This is a genomic window from Thalassomonas sp. RHCl1 (genome assembly GCF_947387555.1).
Taxonomy (GTDB): Bacteria; Pseudomonadota; Gammaproteobacteria; order Enterobacterales; family Alteromonadaceae; genus Thalassomonas.
The window spans coordinates 226,225-243,662 of sequence record NZ_CANDNZ010000005.1 but is presented as its reverse complement, the minus strand read 5'-3'; the positions used below and the strand labels follow the sequence as shown (position 1 = coordinate 243,662).

General features: G+C 47.6%; 12 protein-coding genes. 9 read left to right on the top strand and 3 right to left on the bottom strand.

The window, feature by feature from the left end; translation table 11 throughout:
• Positions 1-287 precede the first annotated feature (287 nt).
• Entirely contained in the window at positions 288-1,625 is a 1,338-nt protein-coding gene (locus tag QL234_RS16030; protein WP_281558827.1) for a sodium-dependent transporter, read from the bottom strand.
• A gap of 409 nt (positions 1,626-2,034) precedes the next feature.
• Between QL234_RS16030 and QL234_RS16025 the strand changes: the two genes are divergently transcribed.
• From QL234_RS16025 to QL234_RS15990, 8 genes are all read left to right on the top strand, one after another.
• Positions 2,035-3,492, top strand: a complete 1,458-nt coding sequence (locus tag QL234_RS16025; RefSeq protein ID WP_281558826.1) for a 2-hydroxymuconic semialdehyde dehydrogenase — start codon at positions 2,035-2,037, stop codon at positions 3,490-3,492.
• An 81-nt stretch (positions 3,493-3,573) separates the two neighbouring features.
• Positions 3,574-4,011: a RidA family protein gene (locus QL234_RS16020; RefSeq protein ID WP_281558825.1), complete on the top strand. Its 438-nt coding sequence runs from the start codon at positions 3,574-3,576 to the stop codon at positions 4,009-4,011.
• A gap of 69 nt (positions 4,012-4,080) precedes the next feature.
• Positions 4,081-4,635, top strand: a complete 555-nt coding sequence (locus QL234_RS16015; RefSeq protein WP_281558824.1) for a 3-hydroxyanthranilate 3,4-dioxygenase — start codon at positions 4,081-4,083, stop codon at positions 4,633-4,635.
• Positions 4,636-4,649: 14 nt separating this feature from the next.
• Entirely contained in the window at positions 4,650-5,654 is a 1,005-nt protein-coding gene (locus QL234_RS16010) for an amidohydrolase family protein (protein ID WP_281558823.1), read from the top strand.
• 97 nt (positions 5,655-5,751) lie between these two features.
• Complete coding sequence (gene kynU / locus QL234_RS16005; RefSeq protein WP_281558822.1) at positions 5,752-7,038, top strand: kynureninase; 1,287 nt, start codon at positions 5,752-5,754, stop codon at positions 7,036-7,038.
• 12 nt (positions 7,039-7,050) lie between these two features.
• A complete protein-coding gene (locus tag QL234_RS16000) occupies positions 7,051-8,505 on the top strand; it encodes an NAD(P)/FAD-dependent oxidoreductase (protein ID WP_281558821.1) in 1,455 nt (484 codons plus the stop codon).
• Complete coding sequence (gene kynA, locus QL234_RS15995; protein WP_281558820.1) at positions 8,502-9,347, top strand: tryptophan 2,3-dioxygenase; 846 nt, start codon at positions 8,502-8,504, stop codon at positions 9,345-9,347. The genes QL234_RS16000 and kynA overlap by 4 nt, the downstream gene beginning before the upstream one ends.
• A gap of 107 nt (positions 9,348-9,454) precedes the next feature.
• On the top strand, positions 9,455-10,396 hold the full coding sequence (locus QL234_RS15990) for a LysR family transcriptional regulator (RefSeq protein ID WP_281558819.1): 942 nt from the start codon (positions 9,455-9,457) through the stop codon (positions 10,394-10,396).
• Here QL234_RS15990 and QL234_RS15985 read toward each other — a convergent pair whose 3' ends face one another.
• Both QL234_RS15985 and QL234_RS15980 read right to left on the bottom strand, forming a co-directional pair.
• Positions 10,397-11,332 carry an alpha/beta hydrolase gene (locus QL234_RS15985; RefSeq protein WP_281558818.1) on the bottom strand — a complete coding sequence of 312 codons (936 nt, stop codon included), beginning with the start codon at positions 11,330-11,332 and terminating at the stop codon, positions 10,397-10,399.
• A 192-nt stretch (positions 11,333-11,524) separates the two neighbouring features.
• Positions 11,525-14,065, bottom strand: a complete 2,541-nt coding sequence (locus tag QL234_RS15980; RefSeq protein WP_281558817.1) for a TonB-dependent receptor — start codon at positions 14,063-14,065, stop codon at positions 11,525-11,527.
• A gap of 496 nt (positions 14,066-14,561) precedes the next feature.
• On the opposite strand from QL234_RS15980, the gene QL234_RS15975 reads away from it, so the two are divergent.
• Entirely contained in the window at positions 14,562-17,435 is a 2,874-nt protein-coding gene (locus tag QL234_RS15975; RefSeq protein WP_281558816.1) for a TonB-dependent receptor, read from the top strand.
• The last annotated feature ends 3 nt before the right edge of the window (positions 17,436-17,438 follow it).

The window sequence follows — 17,438 nt, the reverse complement described above, 5'->3', positions numbered from 1 at the left end:
TCCTGCGTTTATCTAATCCTTGATCTGCTCCCTGGCTTAATGGTTACTGCAACTGATGCTTAAGCAAGGAGAAAGACGGTAGTTTTTGAATTCTTTTTATAATGATTAAGTGGTTTGTATATATTCTGCTATTAGCACAAGGTGTGCCAAGGTAGATAAAGGCTTACATAACATATGGTTATGTTGTTTTTGTTTTCTGGAATATCTTTGATGTAAAAATTACTGACAATAGAGTAACCCTTTTTTAACTTGAGTGAAAAAAGGGTTACTTATCTTGCCGCCGTCAATCAGGCAATAAAGGCGACATTGATGAAAACTATGGTTAGCAATACCGGGCAAACAAAGCGCAGGTAATTACCCCAGAGTTTCAAGTAAATATTATTATCCAGCACGGCTTTATCGGTGAGTTTATTACCCCGGTTCCAGATCCAGCCGACCACGAAGAAATAAAATAAACAGCTCAGCGGCTGGAAAATTGTGGTTAATACCCGGATCACCAGGCCGAATAAAGTATCGAAAAAGGCCACCAGCAACATACTGCTGCATAAGACAATAAAGGAAACCAGCCAGGTGGCTTTTTTACGGGATAAGGCTTTTTCTTCTACCAGGTACGATACCGGCACTTCAGTGGAAGAGATGGTAGAGGTCAGGGCGGCAATAGAGAGCAGCGAGAAAAAGCCGGCTGCAACGATCAACCCGACCGTGCCCATGGAATTAAATAACGCCGGCAGAATTTGGAAGATCAGCTGGCCTTCCCCGATCAGCTCTTCGTTATTAAAGATTTCATGACCTGCGTGCTGGGCGACGAATAACGCCGGAATGATCAACAAACCGGCTAAAAAGGCGATCATGGTATCCAGCACGCCGATAGAGAGCACCAATTTACCTAAGTCTTTGTCCTTTTGCATATAGGAGCCATAGACCATCATGCCGCCGACCCCGATGGACAGGGAGAAAAATGCCTGGCCCATGGCAGAAATTACCAGTTTGGGGTCGGTAACCTGGCTAAAATCCGGGATCAGGTACACAGCCAGTCCTTGTCCTGCGCCTTCTTGTTGCAGGATATAGACAATCAGGCCGATGAGCATCACCAGTAACAGTGGCATTAGCCTGGCCGACCACTTTTCGATACCGCCATGAACCCCCTGATGAACAATTGCAGCCCCTAGCAGGATAAATACCGGGGTAAAGATAATATTACGTACTGTGCTGTCACTGGAGAGCCAGGCAGATAGCTCGGCTAAACCGGCTAATTCGCTGATAGCCGACAAGGCATGGGCCAGCATCCAGCCGGCAACTATGGTATAAAAACTTAACATCATGATCGCGCCGCACAGGCCTATTTTACCTACCGTGCGGCCAACTCGCGGCATACGGTTGGCACAGGCTTCTCCCAAAGCGCTGACCGGGTTTTTTTGTGCCTGGTTACCGATATAAATTTCGGCAAATAGGGCCGGCAATGCCAGCAGCAGGGTGACTACCAGATAAACAAATAAAAAGGCGCCGCCGCCGTTATTGGCAGCATTGGTGGGAAAACCCCAGATATTACCCAGGCCTATGGCCGAGCCGGCTGCCGACAGGACAAAGCCGATACGTGAATGAAAGGAATCTCTGCTTATGGACATCTTTTAATGGTTTATTTTTTTAATTTGCGTCGAGCTTACCGAGTTAAGGCGGGATAGGGAAGCAATTTTAACAAGTGATTGACTATCTGTTTAAGCTTTATGCCAAAAACAAAATTCCAGTCTCTTTGGCTTATCTGTCTCTTGAGATGACTAAGGCAGTTAACTTAAAGTTAAGCACCCTGAATATACATTCATTTTTTTTATTGAAAAGTAAAATTAATAAAATTATTGTTATCTAAATAATAGGGATAGAGTGAAATATCAACGGCTGCTTTTAAGCCCTTTAACCTGACTTTTACTTAGGCTTTTACGTTAGTTAAGAAAGTGCAGGTTAAGTTAGGGAACAGCCATGCTAAGTAATACTTAAGCTAATGATATTAAAGCCGATAACGGATAAGCGCAGGCAAGAATGGATATACTTCAATCATATATTAACGGTGAATTTGTCGATAGCGGCGAATACTTTGACAATATCAACCCGGTTAACGGTGAGGTCATCGCCGGTATTTCTGAAGCCGATGAGGCCATGATCAACCATGCCATCAGCAGTGCACGCGCGGCACTCAAAGGCCCCTGGGGGCGGCTAAGTGTTAATGAACGTAGCGCTTTGCTGCATAAAGTTGCGGATCGCATGGCTGAACGTGAGCAGGAGTTCATTGATGCGGAAATTGCCGATACCGGTAAGTCGTTATTTCAGGTTAAAACCATAGATATTCCCCGCGGTACCGCTAATTTTCGCTTTTTTGCCGACCAGGTGAAATACCAGGGAGGTGAGAGTTTTATCACAGAAACCGCCAACGGGGAAAAAGCCCTTAATTACAGCGTGAACAAACCGCTGGGGGTGGTGGCGGTGATCTCTCCCTGGAATCTCCCTTTATTGCTGGCCACTTGGAAAGTTGCCCCGGCACTGGCCTGTGGTAACTGCGTGATCTTAAAACCTTCTGAAGAAACCTCCTCTACCGCAGTATTGCTGGCACAGGTAATGGACGAAGTAGGGGTGCCCAAAGGCGTCTTCAATCTTATTTTGGGACGTGGTAAGGCCGTTGGCGACAAACTCACCTCGGCCCCCGGTATCGATGCGGTGACTTTCACCGGCGCATCGGCAACCGGCAAACAAATCATGAAATCTGTGGCGGATACGGTCAAACCTATTTCTTTTGAATTAGGCGGCAAAAATGCCGCCATCGTTTTTGCCGAAGCGGATCTCGAAAAAGCCATTACCGGCATTGCACGGTCAACCTTTACCAACTGCGGTCAGGTTTGTTTGTGTACCGAAAAAGTCTATGTGCACCGTTCATTATTTCCCCCTTTCCTTGAAGGCCTGAAGCAGGCGGCAGAAAACATCAAGATCGGTTATCCGCTGGAGCAGGATGTATTTATGGGCCCCTTGGTCTCAAAGGTGCACCAGCAAAAAGTCCTGGCCTATTATCAACTGGCCCGGGATGAAGGAGCCGAGGTTGTCACCGGCGGCGGTGTTCCTGTGTTCAACGATGAAAGAGACAGCGGCTGTTTTATTCAGCCGACCATACTTACCGGCCTGGAAGATGAAGCCAGGGTAAACCAGGAAGAGATATTCGGTCCCGTGTGTCATGTATCGGTTTTTGACGATGAAGATGAAGTGATTAACCGGGTCAATAACACCTCTTATGGCCTGGCGGCTTCTATCTGGACCGAACATCTGGCACAGGCCCATAGGGTGGCGGCACAAATAGATGTTGGCCTGGTATGGGTGAACACCTGGTTCTTACGGGATCTGCGCGCACCCTTTGGCGGGGTTAAATTATCTGGCATTGGCAGGGAAGGGGGAGAGCATTCACTCGCCTTCTACAGTGAGCCCAGCAATATTTGTATAAAAATTGATGATTAACTTGCTGCTGTAAACATTAAGCAAGCTAAATACTTATTGGCATAAAAATAAGCATCACAATCAATAGGATGAATAAACGAAATGAGCACAACAGCTAAATTGGTGGCGGGAAAAGCAAAACCCAGGGGAGCATTTCCCCATGTGAAAGTCGCCGGTGATTTTATCTTTATTTCCGGCACCAGTTCACGGTTACCGGATAACAGCTTTGCCGGTGTTGACGTAGATGAAATGGGCACCACAAACCTGGATATTCAAGCACAAACCCGGGCGGTAATTGAGAACATTGGCGACATCCTCAATTCGGTCGGCGCTGAGTTAAGTGACTTGGTTGAGATCAGCAGTTTTTTGGTGAACATGAATGATTTTGGTGGTTATAACCAGGTTTATGGCGAATATTTTGATGAAACCGGGCCAACACGCACTACCGTTGCCGTACACCAGCTGCCTCACCCGCATTTATTGATTGAATGCAAGGCGGTGGCCTATAAGCCCGGCATAGGGAAAAAAGGCAGCGATTAACAGCCTTGAGCAGGAAAGTGTCCGGGCGTAGCACCAGTAAATAGCGAAAGAAAAGCTAAGGAACAAATCATGAGTAAATTAGCCGCGTTTAATTTTCATCAATGGATTGAAGAGCACAAACACCTGCTTAAACCTCCGGTGGGGAATGTCCAGATCTGGCAGGATACCGATATGATGGTCACTGTGGTCGGCGGTCCGAATAAGCGTACCGATTTCCATGACGATCCGGTAGAAGAGTTTTTTTACCAGCTCAAAGGCGATATGGTGTTAAAAGTTATCGAAGACGGTGAGCACAGGGATGTTTTTATCCGTGAAGGCGATATTTTTTTCTTGCCGGCACATGTGCGTCATTCGCCGCAGCGGCCGATGGCGGGCAGTATCGGCTTGGTGATAGAGCCGAAACGGCCCCCCGGCGAGCTGGATGCTTTTGAATGGTATTGCTTTAACTGCCAGGCGCTGGTGCACCGTAAAGAGGTGCGACTTGAGTCTATTGTTGACGATTTGCCGCCTCTGTATCAGGGATTCTATCAGGATGACCTGGCCCGTACCTGTCCCGAGTGTGGTGAAATGCATCCGGGCAAGGAGCCGCCCGAAGGTTGGGTAACGCTGGAAAGTAAAGTTTAAAGGAAACACGCATAATGAAAGTTGTAGATATTCATTCACATTTTTTTCCAAAATCTTGGGAAGACTTATCCCTGAAATTCGGCGGTTTGCCTCATGGTGGCGACTGGCCCTGGCTCAGACATGCCGGTGATGGCAAGGCGATGTTGATGAAGGGAGAGCAGGAATTTCGGCCGATCTATTCTGCTTGCTGGGACCCCCAGGTACGTCTTGAAGAAATGGCACGTGACGGCGTAGACAAGCAGATTATTTCCGCGACGCCTATTTTATTTGCTTATGAAAAGCCCGTTGCCCAGGCCCTTTACTGCGCGCAGTTATTTAATGATGCCGCCCTGGAGATATGCGCCGCTGGTCAGGGAAAATTATTTGCCATGGCCCAGGTACCGCTTCAGGATGCCGATACCGCCTGTGAAGAAGTGAGCCGGGCGAAGAAAAATGGTCATGTCGGGGTGCAAATCGGCAATCACGTCGGTTTAAAGAACATGGATGACAGCGCGGTGCTGACCTTTTTGCAGCACTGCGCCGAAGAAGATATTGCGGTTTTTGTTCACCCCTGGGACATGATGGCGAGTGAGCGCACCAAAGATTATATGATGGGCTGGACCGTCGGCATGCCGGCTGAAACCCAGCTGTCGATTGTTTCCCTGATCCTCGGCGGCGGTTTTGACCGTTTAAGTGATAAGTTAAAAATCTGTTTTGCCCATGGTGGCGGCTCGTTTGCCTTTTTATTGGGGCGGCTGGAAAATGCCTGGCTGCACAGAGATATTGCCCGCGGAAAGTCCGAACATCCCCCCAGCCATTACCTGGATCGTTTTTATTTAGATACCGCGGTATTCGATGGTGATGCCCTGCAATTTTTAATAAAAAAAATGGGTGAGGACCGCTTGATGTTCGGTACCGACTATCCCTTTCCCTTGGGCGAGCAACAAATGGGGCAGTTAATCAAAACTACTCCGGGATTAACCGACAATACCCGGCAGAAGTTGCTGGCAAATAATGCCGAAAGTTTTTTTTGTGTCTAACTTCGGCGGGTAATTTCAGTGAAAGTTAACCCCGGGTGAAGACAAAGCCCCTTAGGGTGAGCAAACAGCAACAGAATTAGAGCTAAAAAGGATAACCATGACATTTGAAAATTCCCTGGCATTTGCCCAGGAGCAGGACAAACTCGACCCCTTGGCCCATTACCGGCAACAGTTTCATCATCCGGTGATAAACGGCCAGCAAGTGCTGTATTTTACCGGCAATTCTTTGGGGTTACAGCCAAAATCTGCCAGAGACTATATTAACAGCGAGCTTGATGAGTGGGCGAAGTGGGGCGTTGAAGGACATTTTCACGGTAAAAACCCCTGGGTCAGTTATCATGAAATTCTGACGCCGGCTTCAGCCGAGCTGGTCGGGGCGAACGAGTCTGAAGTGGTGTGCATGAACTCCCTGACCACCAACCTGCATTTATTGTTTGTCTCTTTTTATCAGCCTGACGGCAAACGCTTTAAAATCATCAGTGAAGCGAAAATGTTCCCTTCCGATCGTTATCTGCTGGAAACCCAGGTGCGACATCACGGCTTTGACCCCGATGAAGCCATTATCGAAATTGCCCCGCGAGAAGGGGAGTTTTTGATCCAGGAAGAGGATATCCTTGCGGCCATTGAAGAGCACAAAGATGAACTGGCATTAGTGTTTTTTGGCGGAGTCAACTATTTCACTGGTCAGCTGTTTGATATGAAAACCCTGACACAAGCCGCCCATCAGGCGGGGGCCATGGCGGGGTTTGATCTCGCCCATGCAGCAGGTAATGTACCTTTATATTTGCACGACTGGGATGTCGATTTTGCCGCCTGGTGCAGTTACAAATACCTTAACGGCAGCGCCGGTAATGTGGCCGGGATCTTTGTTCATGACCGCCATGGTAACAATACCGATATTAAACGTTTCGGCGGCTGGTGGGGCCATGATAAAGAACGCCGTTTTCTGATGGAAAACAATTTTCAGCCGATGACAGGGGCCGAGGGCTGGCAGATCAGCAATGCACCCGTGATGGGCATGGCGATATTAAAAGCCTCATTGGATATCTTCGCTGAGGCGGGTATGGCACGACTGAGGGAAAAAAGCCTGAAACTCACCGCTTACCTGGAATATATTTTCAATCAGGTTGTGGCCATGTTTCCCGACTACCAGCTGCAAATTATTACTCCTACAGAGCCAGAAAAGCGCGGTTGCCAGCTGTCGATAAAGCTTATCGGCAGTGATAAAAAATTCTTTGAAGCTTTAACCCAAGCAGGGGTGATTGCAGATTTCCGTGAGCCGGATGTTATTCGTTTATCGCCGACACCTTTGTATAACAGCTTTGAAGATGTCTATCGTTTCGGTGAAACCTTAAGAAATTTACTTTCACAAAGCCATCACTAGGGGGCGATAAAGATGACAAATCAGGTAAAAGAAGATATTGCTATTGTCGGCGCCGGTCCTGTCGGGTCGCTGCTGGCGGTGATGTTGGCCAGGAAAGGTTATAAAATCGATTTGTTTGAATCCAGGCCTGACTCACGTAGCAAGGCGCTTTATCAGGGAAAATCCATTAACCTGGCGTTGTCGGATCGCGGCTGGCTTGCCCTAAAAGCCATAGGGTTGGATGAGGAGATACGGGCGCAGGCCATCCCGATGACCTGTCGCATGATACATGCACTAGACGGCAGCCTGACCCGGCAGCCTTATGGCCGGGACAACCAGGCCATCTGGTCGGTCTCCCGTGCCGGTATCAATGAGCAGCTGATCACCCTGGCAGAGCAGCAAGCCGGAGTGGAGGTACATTTCGAGCATAAACTTACCGGGCTTGATTTTGACAGTGGCACCTGCTCTTTTGATATTTCAGGGAAGGAGAGTGTTGATTATCACCGTGAATTGATCTTTGGCGCCGACGGCACCTTTTCCAAGGTCAGGCGCCTGGCACAGGAGCTGCCCGGAGAGCGGATCAGCTACAGCCTGGATTATATGCCGCAGACCTATATCGAACTGACGATCCCGGCAAACAGCGACGGCAGTTTTATGATGGAGAAAAATGCCCTGCATATCTGGCCACGGAAAAACTTTATGCTGATTGCTTTGCCCAATCCCGATGGCTCTTTTACTTGTACCTTGTTTATGGACTTGCAGGGGGAATTATCTTTTCAGTCCCTGGATGATGAAGTTAAGGTCAGTCATTTTTTCCGGGAATATTTTCCCGATGCCATGCCTTTATTAATAGATCCGGTGGCGACTTTTATGGCAAAAGCGCCGTCGCCGCTGTGTCTGGTGCATATAGATCCCTGGGTGATCCGGGATAAAGTTGCGCTTATCGGCGATGCCGCCCATGCCATGGTGCCTTTTTACGGTCAGGGCATGAATTGCGGTTTTGAGGACTGCCGGGTTTTAGCCGAGCTGGTAGAAGAACATCAACATCACTGGGGGGAGATCTTGCCCGCCTATCAGCAGGCGCGTAAGGAAAATTGCGATGCCATTATCGAGCTGGCGAAACGTAATTTCGTGGAAATGAGTGATTTAGCCGGCGATGCCAGGTTTTTGCTGAGGAAAAAAATAGAAGCCAAATTCAGTGAAATGCATCCCGAGCTTTGGATCCCCTTGTATTCTATGGTAACTTTCTCACCCGAACTGCCCTATGCCCAGGCACTGGCCATAGGGGAAGTGCAAAAAGAAATTATGGATGAGGTCATGAATTTACCGGATATCGAGCAGAACTGGCAAGCGGACTGTACTTACCGGCTGTTATATCAGTTAGCACAAGAAAAATTAACGGCGAACATCTTACCTGAAACGGTATCTAATCCCTTATCACCTGGTCTATCACCAACCTTATCGAAGAAAAAGGAAGTCAAAGCATGAGTTGCCCCCATTACAACCAGAGGGAGTTTGAAGGCTCCATTCATACTGATTTTAATGATGATATGTCTTACGGGGATTATCTCAATCTTGATCAGATCTTATCGGCGCAAACACCGCTTACCGGTGAGCACGATGAAATGCTGTTTATTGTTATCCACCAGGCCAGCGAGTTATGGCTGAAACTAGCGGGACATGAATTGACGGCGGCGGTCAATAACCTCAAAGAGGCGAATTACAGCCATGCCTTTAAGGTGATTTCCCGGGTTAAACATATCTTAAATCAGCTGACCCAGTCGTGGAATGTGCTCTCCACCTTAACCCCGGTGGATTACCTGAAATTCCGTGATGCCCTGGGGCACTCTTCCGGGTTCCAGTCATACGGTTACCGGAAAATGGAGTTTTTATTGGGCAATAAAAATGCCTCGTTTTTGCAGGTGCATGAAAGCAAGCCGCAAGTACATCAGGAGCTGTCTGATATTTTACATAAACCCAGCTTATATGATGAGGTGTTGATTTTACTGAGCCAAAACGGCATGGCAATCGATCCGGCGGTCACCGACAGGGATTTCAGCCAGCCTTATAGCCGTAATGAGTCGGTGTTAAAAGCCTGGATTCATGTTTACCAAAATGCCGAGCAACATTTCGATTTGTATGAGCTGGCGGAAAAGCTCATTGATATTGAAGATGCTTTCCAGCAGTGGCGGTTTAAACATATGTATACCGTACAGCGCATTATCGGCAACAAGATGGGCACCGGCGGCTCTTCCGGGGTGGAGTTTTTGAAAAAAGCCCTGGATATCAGCTTTTTCCCTGAGTTATTTGAATTGCGCACCCATTTATAACCCGGCGGTCATACTTGTCTGTGATAATAGCTAAACCTTGAAATTTAGTTGCATGACATGAATCGCTTGATTAAGGTAGTTTTTTTCATGCTTTTAACGGGTTTTTAATGGATTTTAGCAAAAGCCAGCTCAATATCAGCCACCTGAAAATGATCTGTACCATAGCGCAGGCGGAAACGGTGAAAGAGGCGGCCGAGAGCCTGTTTATTACTCAGCCGGCCTTATCTAACCGTATCCGTGAAGCCGAGCGGCGGTTAAAGACCAAGTTATTTAACCGCCGCGGCCGCAAGTTGATCATTACTACCGTCGGTGAGCGCCTGCTGCATTCGGCGAAAAAAATTCTTGAAGAACTGGCGCGTGCCGAGCATGACATTGCCAGGCTGAGCAGCGGCATCGAGCTGGTATTACGTCTAGGTTTGCCCCATTATGCCTCGTTTCGCTGGCTGCCGGATGTGATGCGCCAGTTTAGCGAACATTTGCCGGGCATTGAACTGGAGATCACCGCCAATGCCGCGAAACAGCCGTTAACGGCGTTATTTCACGGGGAAGTGGATATTGCCATCGTCTCCAGCGCCAATCAGCAGCTGACGCTGGACAATAACCTTTATGGCAGCGAGTTTCTGCTCGAAGACGAATTGCTGGCCTGTTTGTCGGCTAAACACAGCAAAGCCGGGCAGGCATTTTTAACGGCGCAGGACTTTGTTGATGAAACCTATATCACCAACTCTGTTGTACCGGAAAAAGATCGTGAATATGAGCTTTTTTTCCAGCCGGAAAATATCATGCCGCGTAAAGTGCTGCAGGTGGGCTTTAATGAAGCGATAGTGGAGCTGGTAAAGGCGAATATCGGCGTCACCATAATGTCGAAAAACCTGATTGAGCCCCACCTTGCCGGTAAGACGGGGACCAATGCCCTTGACGGCGAAGGGCAGATTCAAACCGTTCGCCTCGGTAAATTAGGGGTGAAAATATACTGGCATCTGGTGTATGTTAAACAGCCGCACTTAGATAGCCCGGTAAAATTACTGACAAAAATCCTGCAACGTTAGTTAAGTCTCCATGCTTTCAGCCGTTGCGTTAAGCGGGGACTCAAGTTGCATCTGGGCAAAAACCTGCCGACATAACCAGCTGTTGCTGTCCGCTAAGTCCAAAATAACATCGAAGTGATTGCGTTTGCTGACTTCCTTTAGGGTGACGGGAAAGCCTGCCTGTTCGAGCTTTTGACACATCTCATGGCTTTGCCTTTTAAATTCTGACGTTTCCTGCTCGCCGTAGGCAAAGATCACCGGTATTTTGGTGGTTGGCAGGTGAAATAACGGACTGTTGTGCTCGATTTCCGCCTCGGTTAATTGCAGCGGTTCATTGATGTAGGTTTCGGCAATAGGGGTCAGATCATAAATGCCGCTGACGGCGCATATGCCCTTGATGGGATTTTCCGGCAAGCCCCCCGGCGGCAGTTGATTTTGGGGAATGAAATCCTGCCAGCGGGTATATAACATCATCATCGCCAGATGGGCGCCGGCTGAGCTGCCGCACAGATAGATTTCATCCGCTTCATAACCAAATTCGGCGGCCGACGTTATCAGGTAGGCAATGGCTTTACGGTTTTGGTTTACGATTTCACTGAGGCTGGCATCCGGGGCCAGGGTGTAATTAACGGCGGCAAAGCTGTAGCCTTGTTGCTGGAAGTTGCTGGCAGCAAAAGAAGACTCGGCCTTGCTCAGCTCTTGCCAGTAACCGCCATGAATATAAACAAAGAGTTTTTTATGATTTTTTCGGGTGGGCAAATAGAGATCCAGGCGTTCATCCGGCAGCAGGCCATAGGGGATATCGGCGATCAGTTTTTGCTCTTTTTGTGCTTTTGTTGTTGCCGCCTGGCTTAAGTCTATGTATTGCTTGATATACAGGTTGATATCATCAATACAGCTGCTGGGCGAGTATTCCCGCTCTAAGCTGGCTAAATCAAAGTCTCGGTACATGGTCATTTATTATCTTTATTTTTCGGTATTGTTCCGCTCACCAATATAACGTTTACGACAGGAAAAGATTAATTCATTTTCTTGTTGTTTTACATTCAAAAAAGTAATTTAAAATGAGAATCAAAAGTCTGTATGACCGGAGGGTATTCAGCCAGGAAAAGACCTGGCTGAATCTTGGTTTTACATGGCTGCTAGCACTTAAAAGCTGAAGTTGACCCGGGCATAATAACTCATACCGTCAAAGCCGTAGGGCAGGGCACGCACCGGATATTTAAATGCCTGGTTGGTGATAAAGTCTAATGCTTCATTTTCCCCCAGTTCATCCGGGGTCACATCAAACAGGTTATTGATGCCGGCGGCCAGGGTGAAGTTATCATTAATCTGGTAATCGAAGTTAATATCGATCAATACCGCAGATTCCACCACACTGGTATCTTTGAAGGTGTCGTTCACCAATATTGAATCCGGCAATCCGATATGGTCGTTACCGAAATAAATCACATCGGTTTCGCCATAGTAGTTCGCCCGGACAATAGCGCCCCATTTATCCCGTGAATAATCAAAGGTCAGGGTGGCACGCTCTTGCGGTTGGCCGTCGGTGAGGAAACTGCGTTGCAAATCATCCAGCGCTACTGACTTGGGAATACCGTCGGGGGCATTCACGCTGTCGATCTCAGTTTCATTGATATTCCCGGCGAGGGTGACCGCCAGGCTGCCGTCTGCGATATCTGTGTTATAGGTGATGATCAAATCCAGTCCTTTGGTGGTGGAATTGACCGAGTTGGCAAAATAGTTCGCCTGATCTGCGCCTGTTGCTGCTAAGGCATCGACGGCGGCCTGGTTAAAAGCAACATCTTCAGGAGACAACATGCTGCCTAAGGTGATCCTGTCTTCTATTTCGATATGGTAACCGTCTAAGGTGACAGAAATCTCATCGTTAATATTAAAGACCGCTCCTAAGCTGATGCTTTCTGATGTTTCCAGATCCAAACCGTCTACGCCAAGCGCCGAAGGGAAGGGGGAGCCTGCGGTGGCGGTGAATGAAGGAGATAACACCCCTCCGGCGCCTAAGTTAGTGGTGTAGGCGGTATAGGCGCTTTGCTGCAACGACGGCGCCCTAAAGCCGGTAGAGACGGCGCCGCGCAGGGCGAAATCGTCGCTAAAGTCATAGCGGCTGGACAGTTTCGCGACTAAGTCATCGCCGGCATCGGAAAAGTCTTCATAGCGAAAGGCGGTGCCGACATTCCATTGTTCGGTCAACTGGAGCTCTAAATCCAGGTAAAAGGCATAACTGTCGCGGTCGGCCTCGCCTGAGGCATCGGGTCTGAGGCCGGGGTAGGCCTGAAAACCACACTCGGCAAAGGTATCTGGATCGATAACCGAGGCGAAAGAGGTATCGCTATTGGCAAGGCCACAGGCGTAAGAGGCTTCTTCACCGGCGACGATTTCATAGTTTTCTTCCCGGTATTCAGCGCCGAAGGAAACATAGAGGGGTTCATCAAAACCGATTTCGACGATACCGGAAACATCGGCATTAAAGGTTAGCTGGTCAAAGCGGAAACCGCCGGAGTAACCGGAAGTCGGACCGGCATTGGCGGCAATTTCTTCGTCCGTGGCATCCGGGTTATTAGTCAGGTATTCGGCGGCGTAAGAAGCATTGATGGTGTTTTTCGAGTCAAAATCATATTTGTTTTCCCCGTAAACGGCGGAAAGATCAAACTGCCAGTCGTCGTTGATATCACCCCTGAGGCCCAAGGAGACAGAAATATCTTCTGCTTCATTGTCTATGTAGGGCAGGAAGCCGTCGGCATAAACCTGGGGCACGTTTTTGGCCGCTTCATCATAATTTCTGAAAAAACCGTTGCCCAAAGCGGTGCGGTTGGAGAAGCCGCCGAAAGAATAAATTTCCAGCTCGTTAACCGGGACCATCATATTATAAAAGGTGGAGATAAATTCAGACTCGGCATTACCTTGTCCCCAGCGCACTTTATCGGAAAGCGTGCCGCGGGCCGTGGTGGAAGAGCCGCCGATATCCCGCTGCGCACGGTTGGTGCCTTCGCCGTCGCGCAGTTCAACGCTGAGGTTGATAAAGCCGCCATCCTTGCCGATATCAAAGCCGGTGTTCAGGCCCATGGAAAATACTTCCCCGTCACCTTCACCGGTAGCCCCGCCCTGGAAATAACCTGAGGTGATATCTGTAGTGTCTTTTAAGCTGAGGTTGATAACACCGGCAATAGCGTCTGAGCCATATTGCGCCGCGGCGCCGTCACGCAGCACCTGGACGTTTTTCAGCGCCGTCATCGGAATGGCATTCATATCTGTACCGGCGGCGCCGGCGCCGACAGTACCGTTTAAGCCAAATATCGCCTGGTTATGGCGACGTTTGCCATTGATCAAGACCAGGGTTTGATCCGGTTGCAGGCCGCGCAGGGTCGCTGGACGGAACAAGTCTGAGCCGTCGGAAACCTGGGTGCGGCTAAAGTTAAATGACGGCGCGGTGGCCTGTAAGCTCTGCCCCAGCTCGGTAAAGCCGCCTTTGGTCAGAGATTCGGCGCTGATAATATCGACCGGTACCGAAGATTCGGTGGCGGTGCGGCTGGACACCCGGGAGCCGAGAATGGATATTTTCTCGATTTCTTCTGCCTGTGGTGCAGGATTTTGTTGTGCGGATACAGTGTTATGGCCGAGTGCCAGAGAGATGGCTACTGTTAATGTCCTTGTGATGAATTTTTTTTTCATTTCCCTACCTTATTTTTATTGGTATTAACGCTTGCCGCTATGAATCAGTAATAAGCTTCGATAGCAGGCATCCTCAACTTATTTAACCGGGGTTAAATTTCGTTCAACTAAAGAAAGTCACCATTTCATCTCTTGATGGATTGTTATCTGGTACACAAATTAGGCTAGCAGACTATAGCAAGGGAAAGATAAGGGGATCAATACTAAAGTACGAGGCTCCTCGTTGGGCTTTGTTTTATCTGGTTAAAAAAGGTCCAGTTCTTGCTAAGTCCTTTAATTATAATGACTTGTTTACATACTTTACTGGATATTTACGATACTTGTAAAAGTAATGTAAAAGAATTTGCCTAATTATATTGACCGTGTTACTGGGATCCGTTTACTATTGGGCGTGAATTTTGTAATTTTAATTTACAAAAAATCATCAAACAGAAACAAGAAATAATTTTAATAATAAATCTTTATATAAATCATGAAATTTTCCAGGGAAAATAATATGTATAGCAATAGCAAAATCGCTAAAGCTGTTCGTTTAGCCATGTTAGTTGGCGCGAGCACTGCAATTTCGTTACCGGCATTCGCTGAAGAAGCAGAAACTGTTGAGCGTATCTCAGTTACCGGTTCAAAAATTAAACGTATCGGGGCGGTCTCTCCTGTTCCTGTTACAGTTATCAGCCGCGTTGAATTACAAGATGCCGGTATCAGTAACGTCAACGACTTCTTAGCAGAAATGCCTTCTGCTGATGTTGGCTTAAGCCCTGAAAACTCAAACAACTTCATCTATGCCAACGGCTTAAACACTACAGACCTTCGTGGCCTGGGCAGTGACCGTACTTTGGTATTGGTTAATGGCCGACGCTTTATCCCTGGTTCTGCCGGTGGTAACTCAGTTGACTTAAACAACATCGCGACATCTTTCATTGAGCGTATCGAGATCACTACTGGTGGTGCTTCTGCTGTATACGGTGCCGATGCCGTAGCCGGTGTTGTTAACATCATCACTCGTAAGTCTTTTGATGGCATTGAAATTGACGTAGCAACCACTCGTCCAAATGAAGGTGGCGGTGATCAAGACTTTGCTTCATTAACTTTCGGTAAAGAAGAAAAAGACAGCGGTTACATCTTCAACATTGATTATGCTGAGCAAGATCAAATGGCCATGCTGGATAAAGCCTGGTACCGCAACAACCCGTCTGAATCACGTCCTAACCCGGATGATACCAGTGGTGACGATGGCATCCCAGGTATGATTCAACACGGTGAAGCCGAGCATTACGGTCTTTATGATGAATCAAGTGAATTTTTCTTAGGCGGCGATCACTGGACGTTTGATGAAAACGGCAACTTACGTCCATTTAACAATAATAATGCCCGTCAAGAAGCTGGCGGCATCGAAGGTTCTTCTCGACCTTGGTACTACACAGGTCCATTCGGTGATGGTATTGAATACGGTGCCGATGAGTTCTTCCGTACGCCGTTAAAACGTTTCACTGTTAACCTTGCCGGTCATCAGGCGCTTAACGACGACCATGAACTGACCTGGGATATGACTTACTCAGACAGTAAAGCACACGGTCAGAGCACGCCTATTTTCTTGCGTTCTAGCCAGTTGGTTATTCAGCGTGACAATGCCTATATTAAAGATGACTTAGCAGCAGCTATGGATGAAGCTGGCGTTAGCAGCATCAGCATGCGTCGTTTAAGTGATGATTTCGGTCCTCGTAAATATGTACAAGAGCGTGCTACGGTTCGTGCTTCTTTAGGCCTTGACGGTATCATTAACGATGACTGGGCATACTCTGCCTACTTCCAGCACGGTCAAATGAAACAAGACACGGCATGGAAAGGGGAAGTTATCCTTGAGAACCTGATCAACGCTATTGATGCAGTTGAAGTTGACGGTCAAATCGTTTGTGCCGACCGTAACGATGACGGTGAAGTTGTTGGTGCTTTGGCGGGTTGTTCTCCGGTTAACTTCTTAGGTAAAAATGAAGTTTCTCCAGAAGCGAATGACTATATCTCTACTGTCGCTACAGCTGAGCGTGGTCACTATCAAACTAGCTGGGGCGTTACAGTAAGTGGTGATGTATACGACTTACCTGCAGGCGCGGTTCAGGCAGCTTTCAGTTATGACTGGCGTAAAGAAAGAGCGTTTGAAACTCCTGGTACAGGTATCCGTACCGGTATTATCTTTGGTAACTCAGGCGATTCTTACAAGGGTGAAGTTAAAGTAAAAGAATACTCAGCTGAGGTTATTGTTCCGTTACTGGCCGATCAGTACCTGGCACAAGACTTAAGTCTTGAAATGGCTTACCGCCACATGGATTACAGCTCTACCGGTACCGATAGTGCCTATAAAGTATCTCTTAACTGGCAGCTTAACGACGATTTGAGAATTCGTGCCGCGAAAGCTCAATCAGTACGTGCTCCAAACATTGAAGAGTTATACTCACCTGCCGGTACACAGTTTGCTACTCGTGCAGAAGTTTGTGCTGCCGACTTTATTGAAAAGAGCGAATACAAAGAGCAGTTAACCCGTAACTGTGCTGCCGATGGTATTCCTGCCGGTTGGACGCCGTCTGATGACTGGTACAACGGTGGTTCACTTGAAGGTGACTTAGGTGGTAACCCGGATCTTCAAAACGAAGTATCTGACGATATCACAGTTGGTTTTGTTTACTCGCCTAGCTACTTAGAAAATTTCGATATTACAGTGGATTACTGGAAGTTTGAAATTGAAGATGCTATCCGCTTCTATGAGTATGAAGATGCCAATGCATTCTGTTACCAGTCTGATAGTCTTGACAACCCGTTCTGTAGCAAGTTCACTCGTGACCCGAATACTCATGAAGTAAACGGTTACTATGAGACTTCATTAAACGCTGCGATTGAAAAAATCAGCGGTGTTGATATTGAGTCTCGCTATAAGCTAGATACATCTTTCGGTACGTTTGACTTTAAATTGGTTGCGACTTACTTAGAAAATCGTGAAGTAAACGCCACTGGTCTTTCTGCCGATAACAAAACTTACACAGGTGAAATCGACAGACCTCGCTGGAGAGCTCGTTTCACTTCGGCTTACCAGTATAATGAAGATCTGCGTATAGCTCTGATCGGTAACTACAGACATAGCACTGTATATGACAGAAATGACTGGACGCCTGAAGTGAATAACTACAACGACATTCCTTCATACACTACATTTGATTTAACTGTAAATTATAATGTAATTGATGACGTAGAAGTACGTGTTGGTATGCAAAACATTGCAGACAGAACACCGCCAATCAACCCATATGCGTTTGATGAAGGTGCTTACTTTGACGTAATCGGTCGTCGTATTACTGCCGGTGTTAACGTTAAATTCTAATTT

What these genes read in the sequence shown, in the direction of transcription:
- QL234_RS16025 (WP_281558826.1), top strand. Translation starts at nt 2,035, where the DNA reads ATGGATATACTTCAATCATATATTAACGGTGAATTTGTCGATAGCGGC.
- QL234_RS16020 (WP_281558825.1), top strand. Translation starts at nt 3,574, where the DNA reads ATGAGCACAACAGCTAAATTGGTGGCGGGAAAAGCAAAACCCAGGGGA.
- kynU (WP_281558822.1), top strand. Translation starts at nt 5,752, where the DNA reads ATGACATTTGAAAATTCCCTGGCATTTGCCCAGGAGCAGGACAAACTC.
- QL234_RS16000 (WP_281558821.1), top strand. Translation starts at nt 7,051, where the DNA reads ATGACAAATCAGGTAAAAGAAGATATTGCTATTGTCGGCGCCGGTCCT.
- QL234_RS15975 (WP_281558816.1), top strand. Translation starts at nt 14,562, where the DNA reads ATGTATAGCAATAGCAAAATCGCTAAAGCTGTTCGTTTAGCCATGTTA.
- kynA (WP_281558820.1), top strand. Translation starts at nt 8,502, where the DNA reads ATGAGTTGCCCCCATTACAACCAGAGGGAGTTTGAAGGCTCCATTCAT.
- QL234_RS15980 (WP_281558817.1), bottom strand. Translation starts at nt 14,065, where the DNA reads ATGAAAAAAAAATTCATCACAAGGACATTAACAGTAGCCATCTCTCTG.
- QL234_RS16010 (WP_281558823.1), top strand. Translation starts at nt 4,650, where the DNA reads ATGAAAGTTGTAGATATTCATTCACATTTTTTTCCAAAATCTTGGGAA.
- QL234_RS16030 (WP_281558827.1), bottom strand. Translation starts at nt 1,625, where the DNA reads ATGTCCATAAGCAGAGATTCCTTTCATTCACGTATCGGCTTTGTCCTG.
- QL234_RS15990 (WP_281558819.1), top strand. Translation starts at nt 9,455, where the DNA reads ATGGATTTTAGCAAAAGCCAGCTCAATATCAGCCACCTGAAAATGATC.
- QL234_RS15985 (WP_281558818.1), bottom strand. Translation starts at nt 11,332, where the DNA reads ATGACCATGTACCGAGACTTTGATTTAGCCAGCTTAGAGCGGGAATAC.
- QL234_RS16015 (WP_281558824.1), top strand. Translation starts at nt 4,081, where the DNA reads ATGAGTAAATTAGCCGCGTTTAATTTTCATCAATGGATTGAAGAGCAC.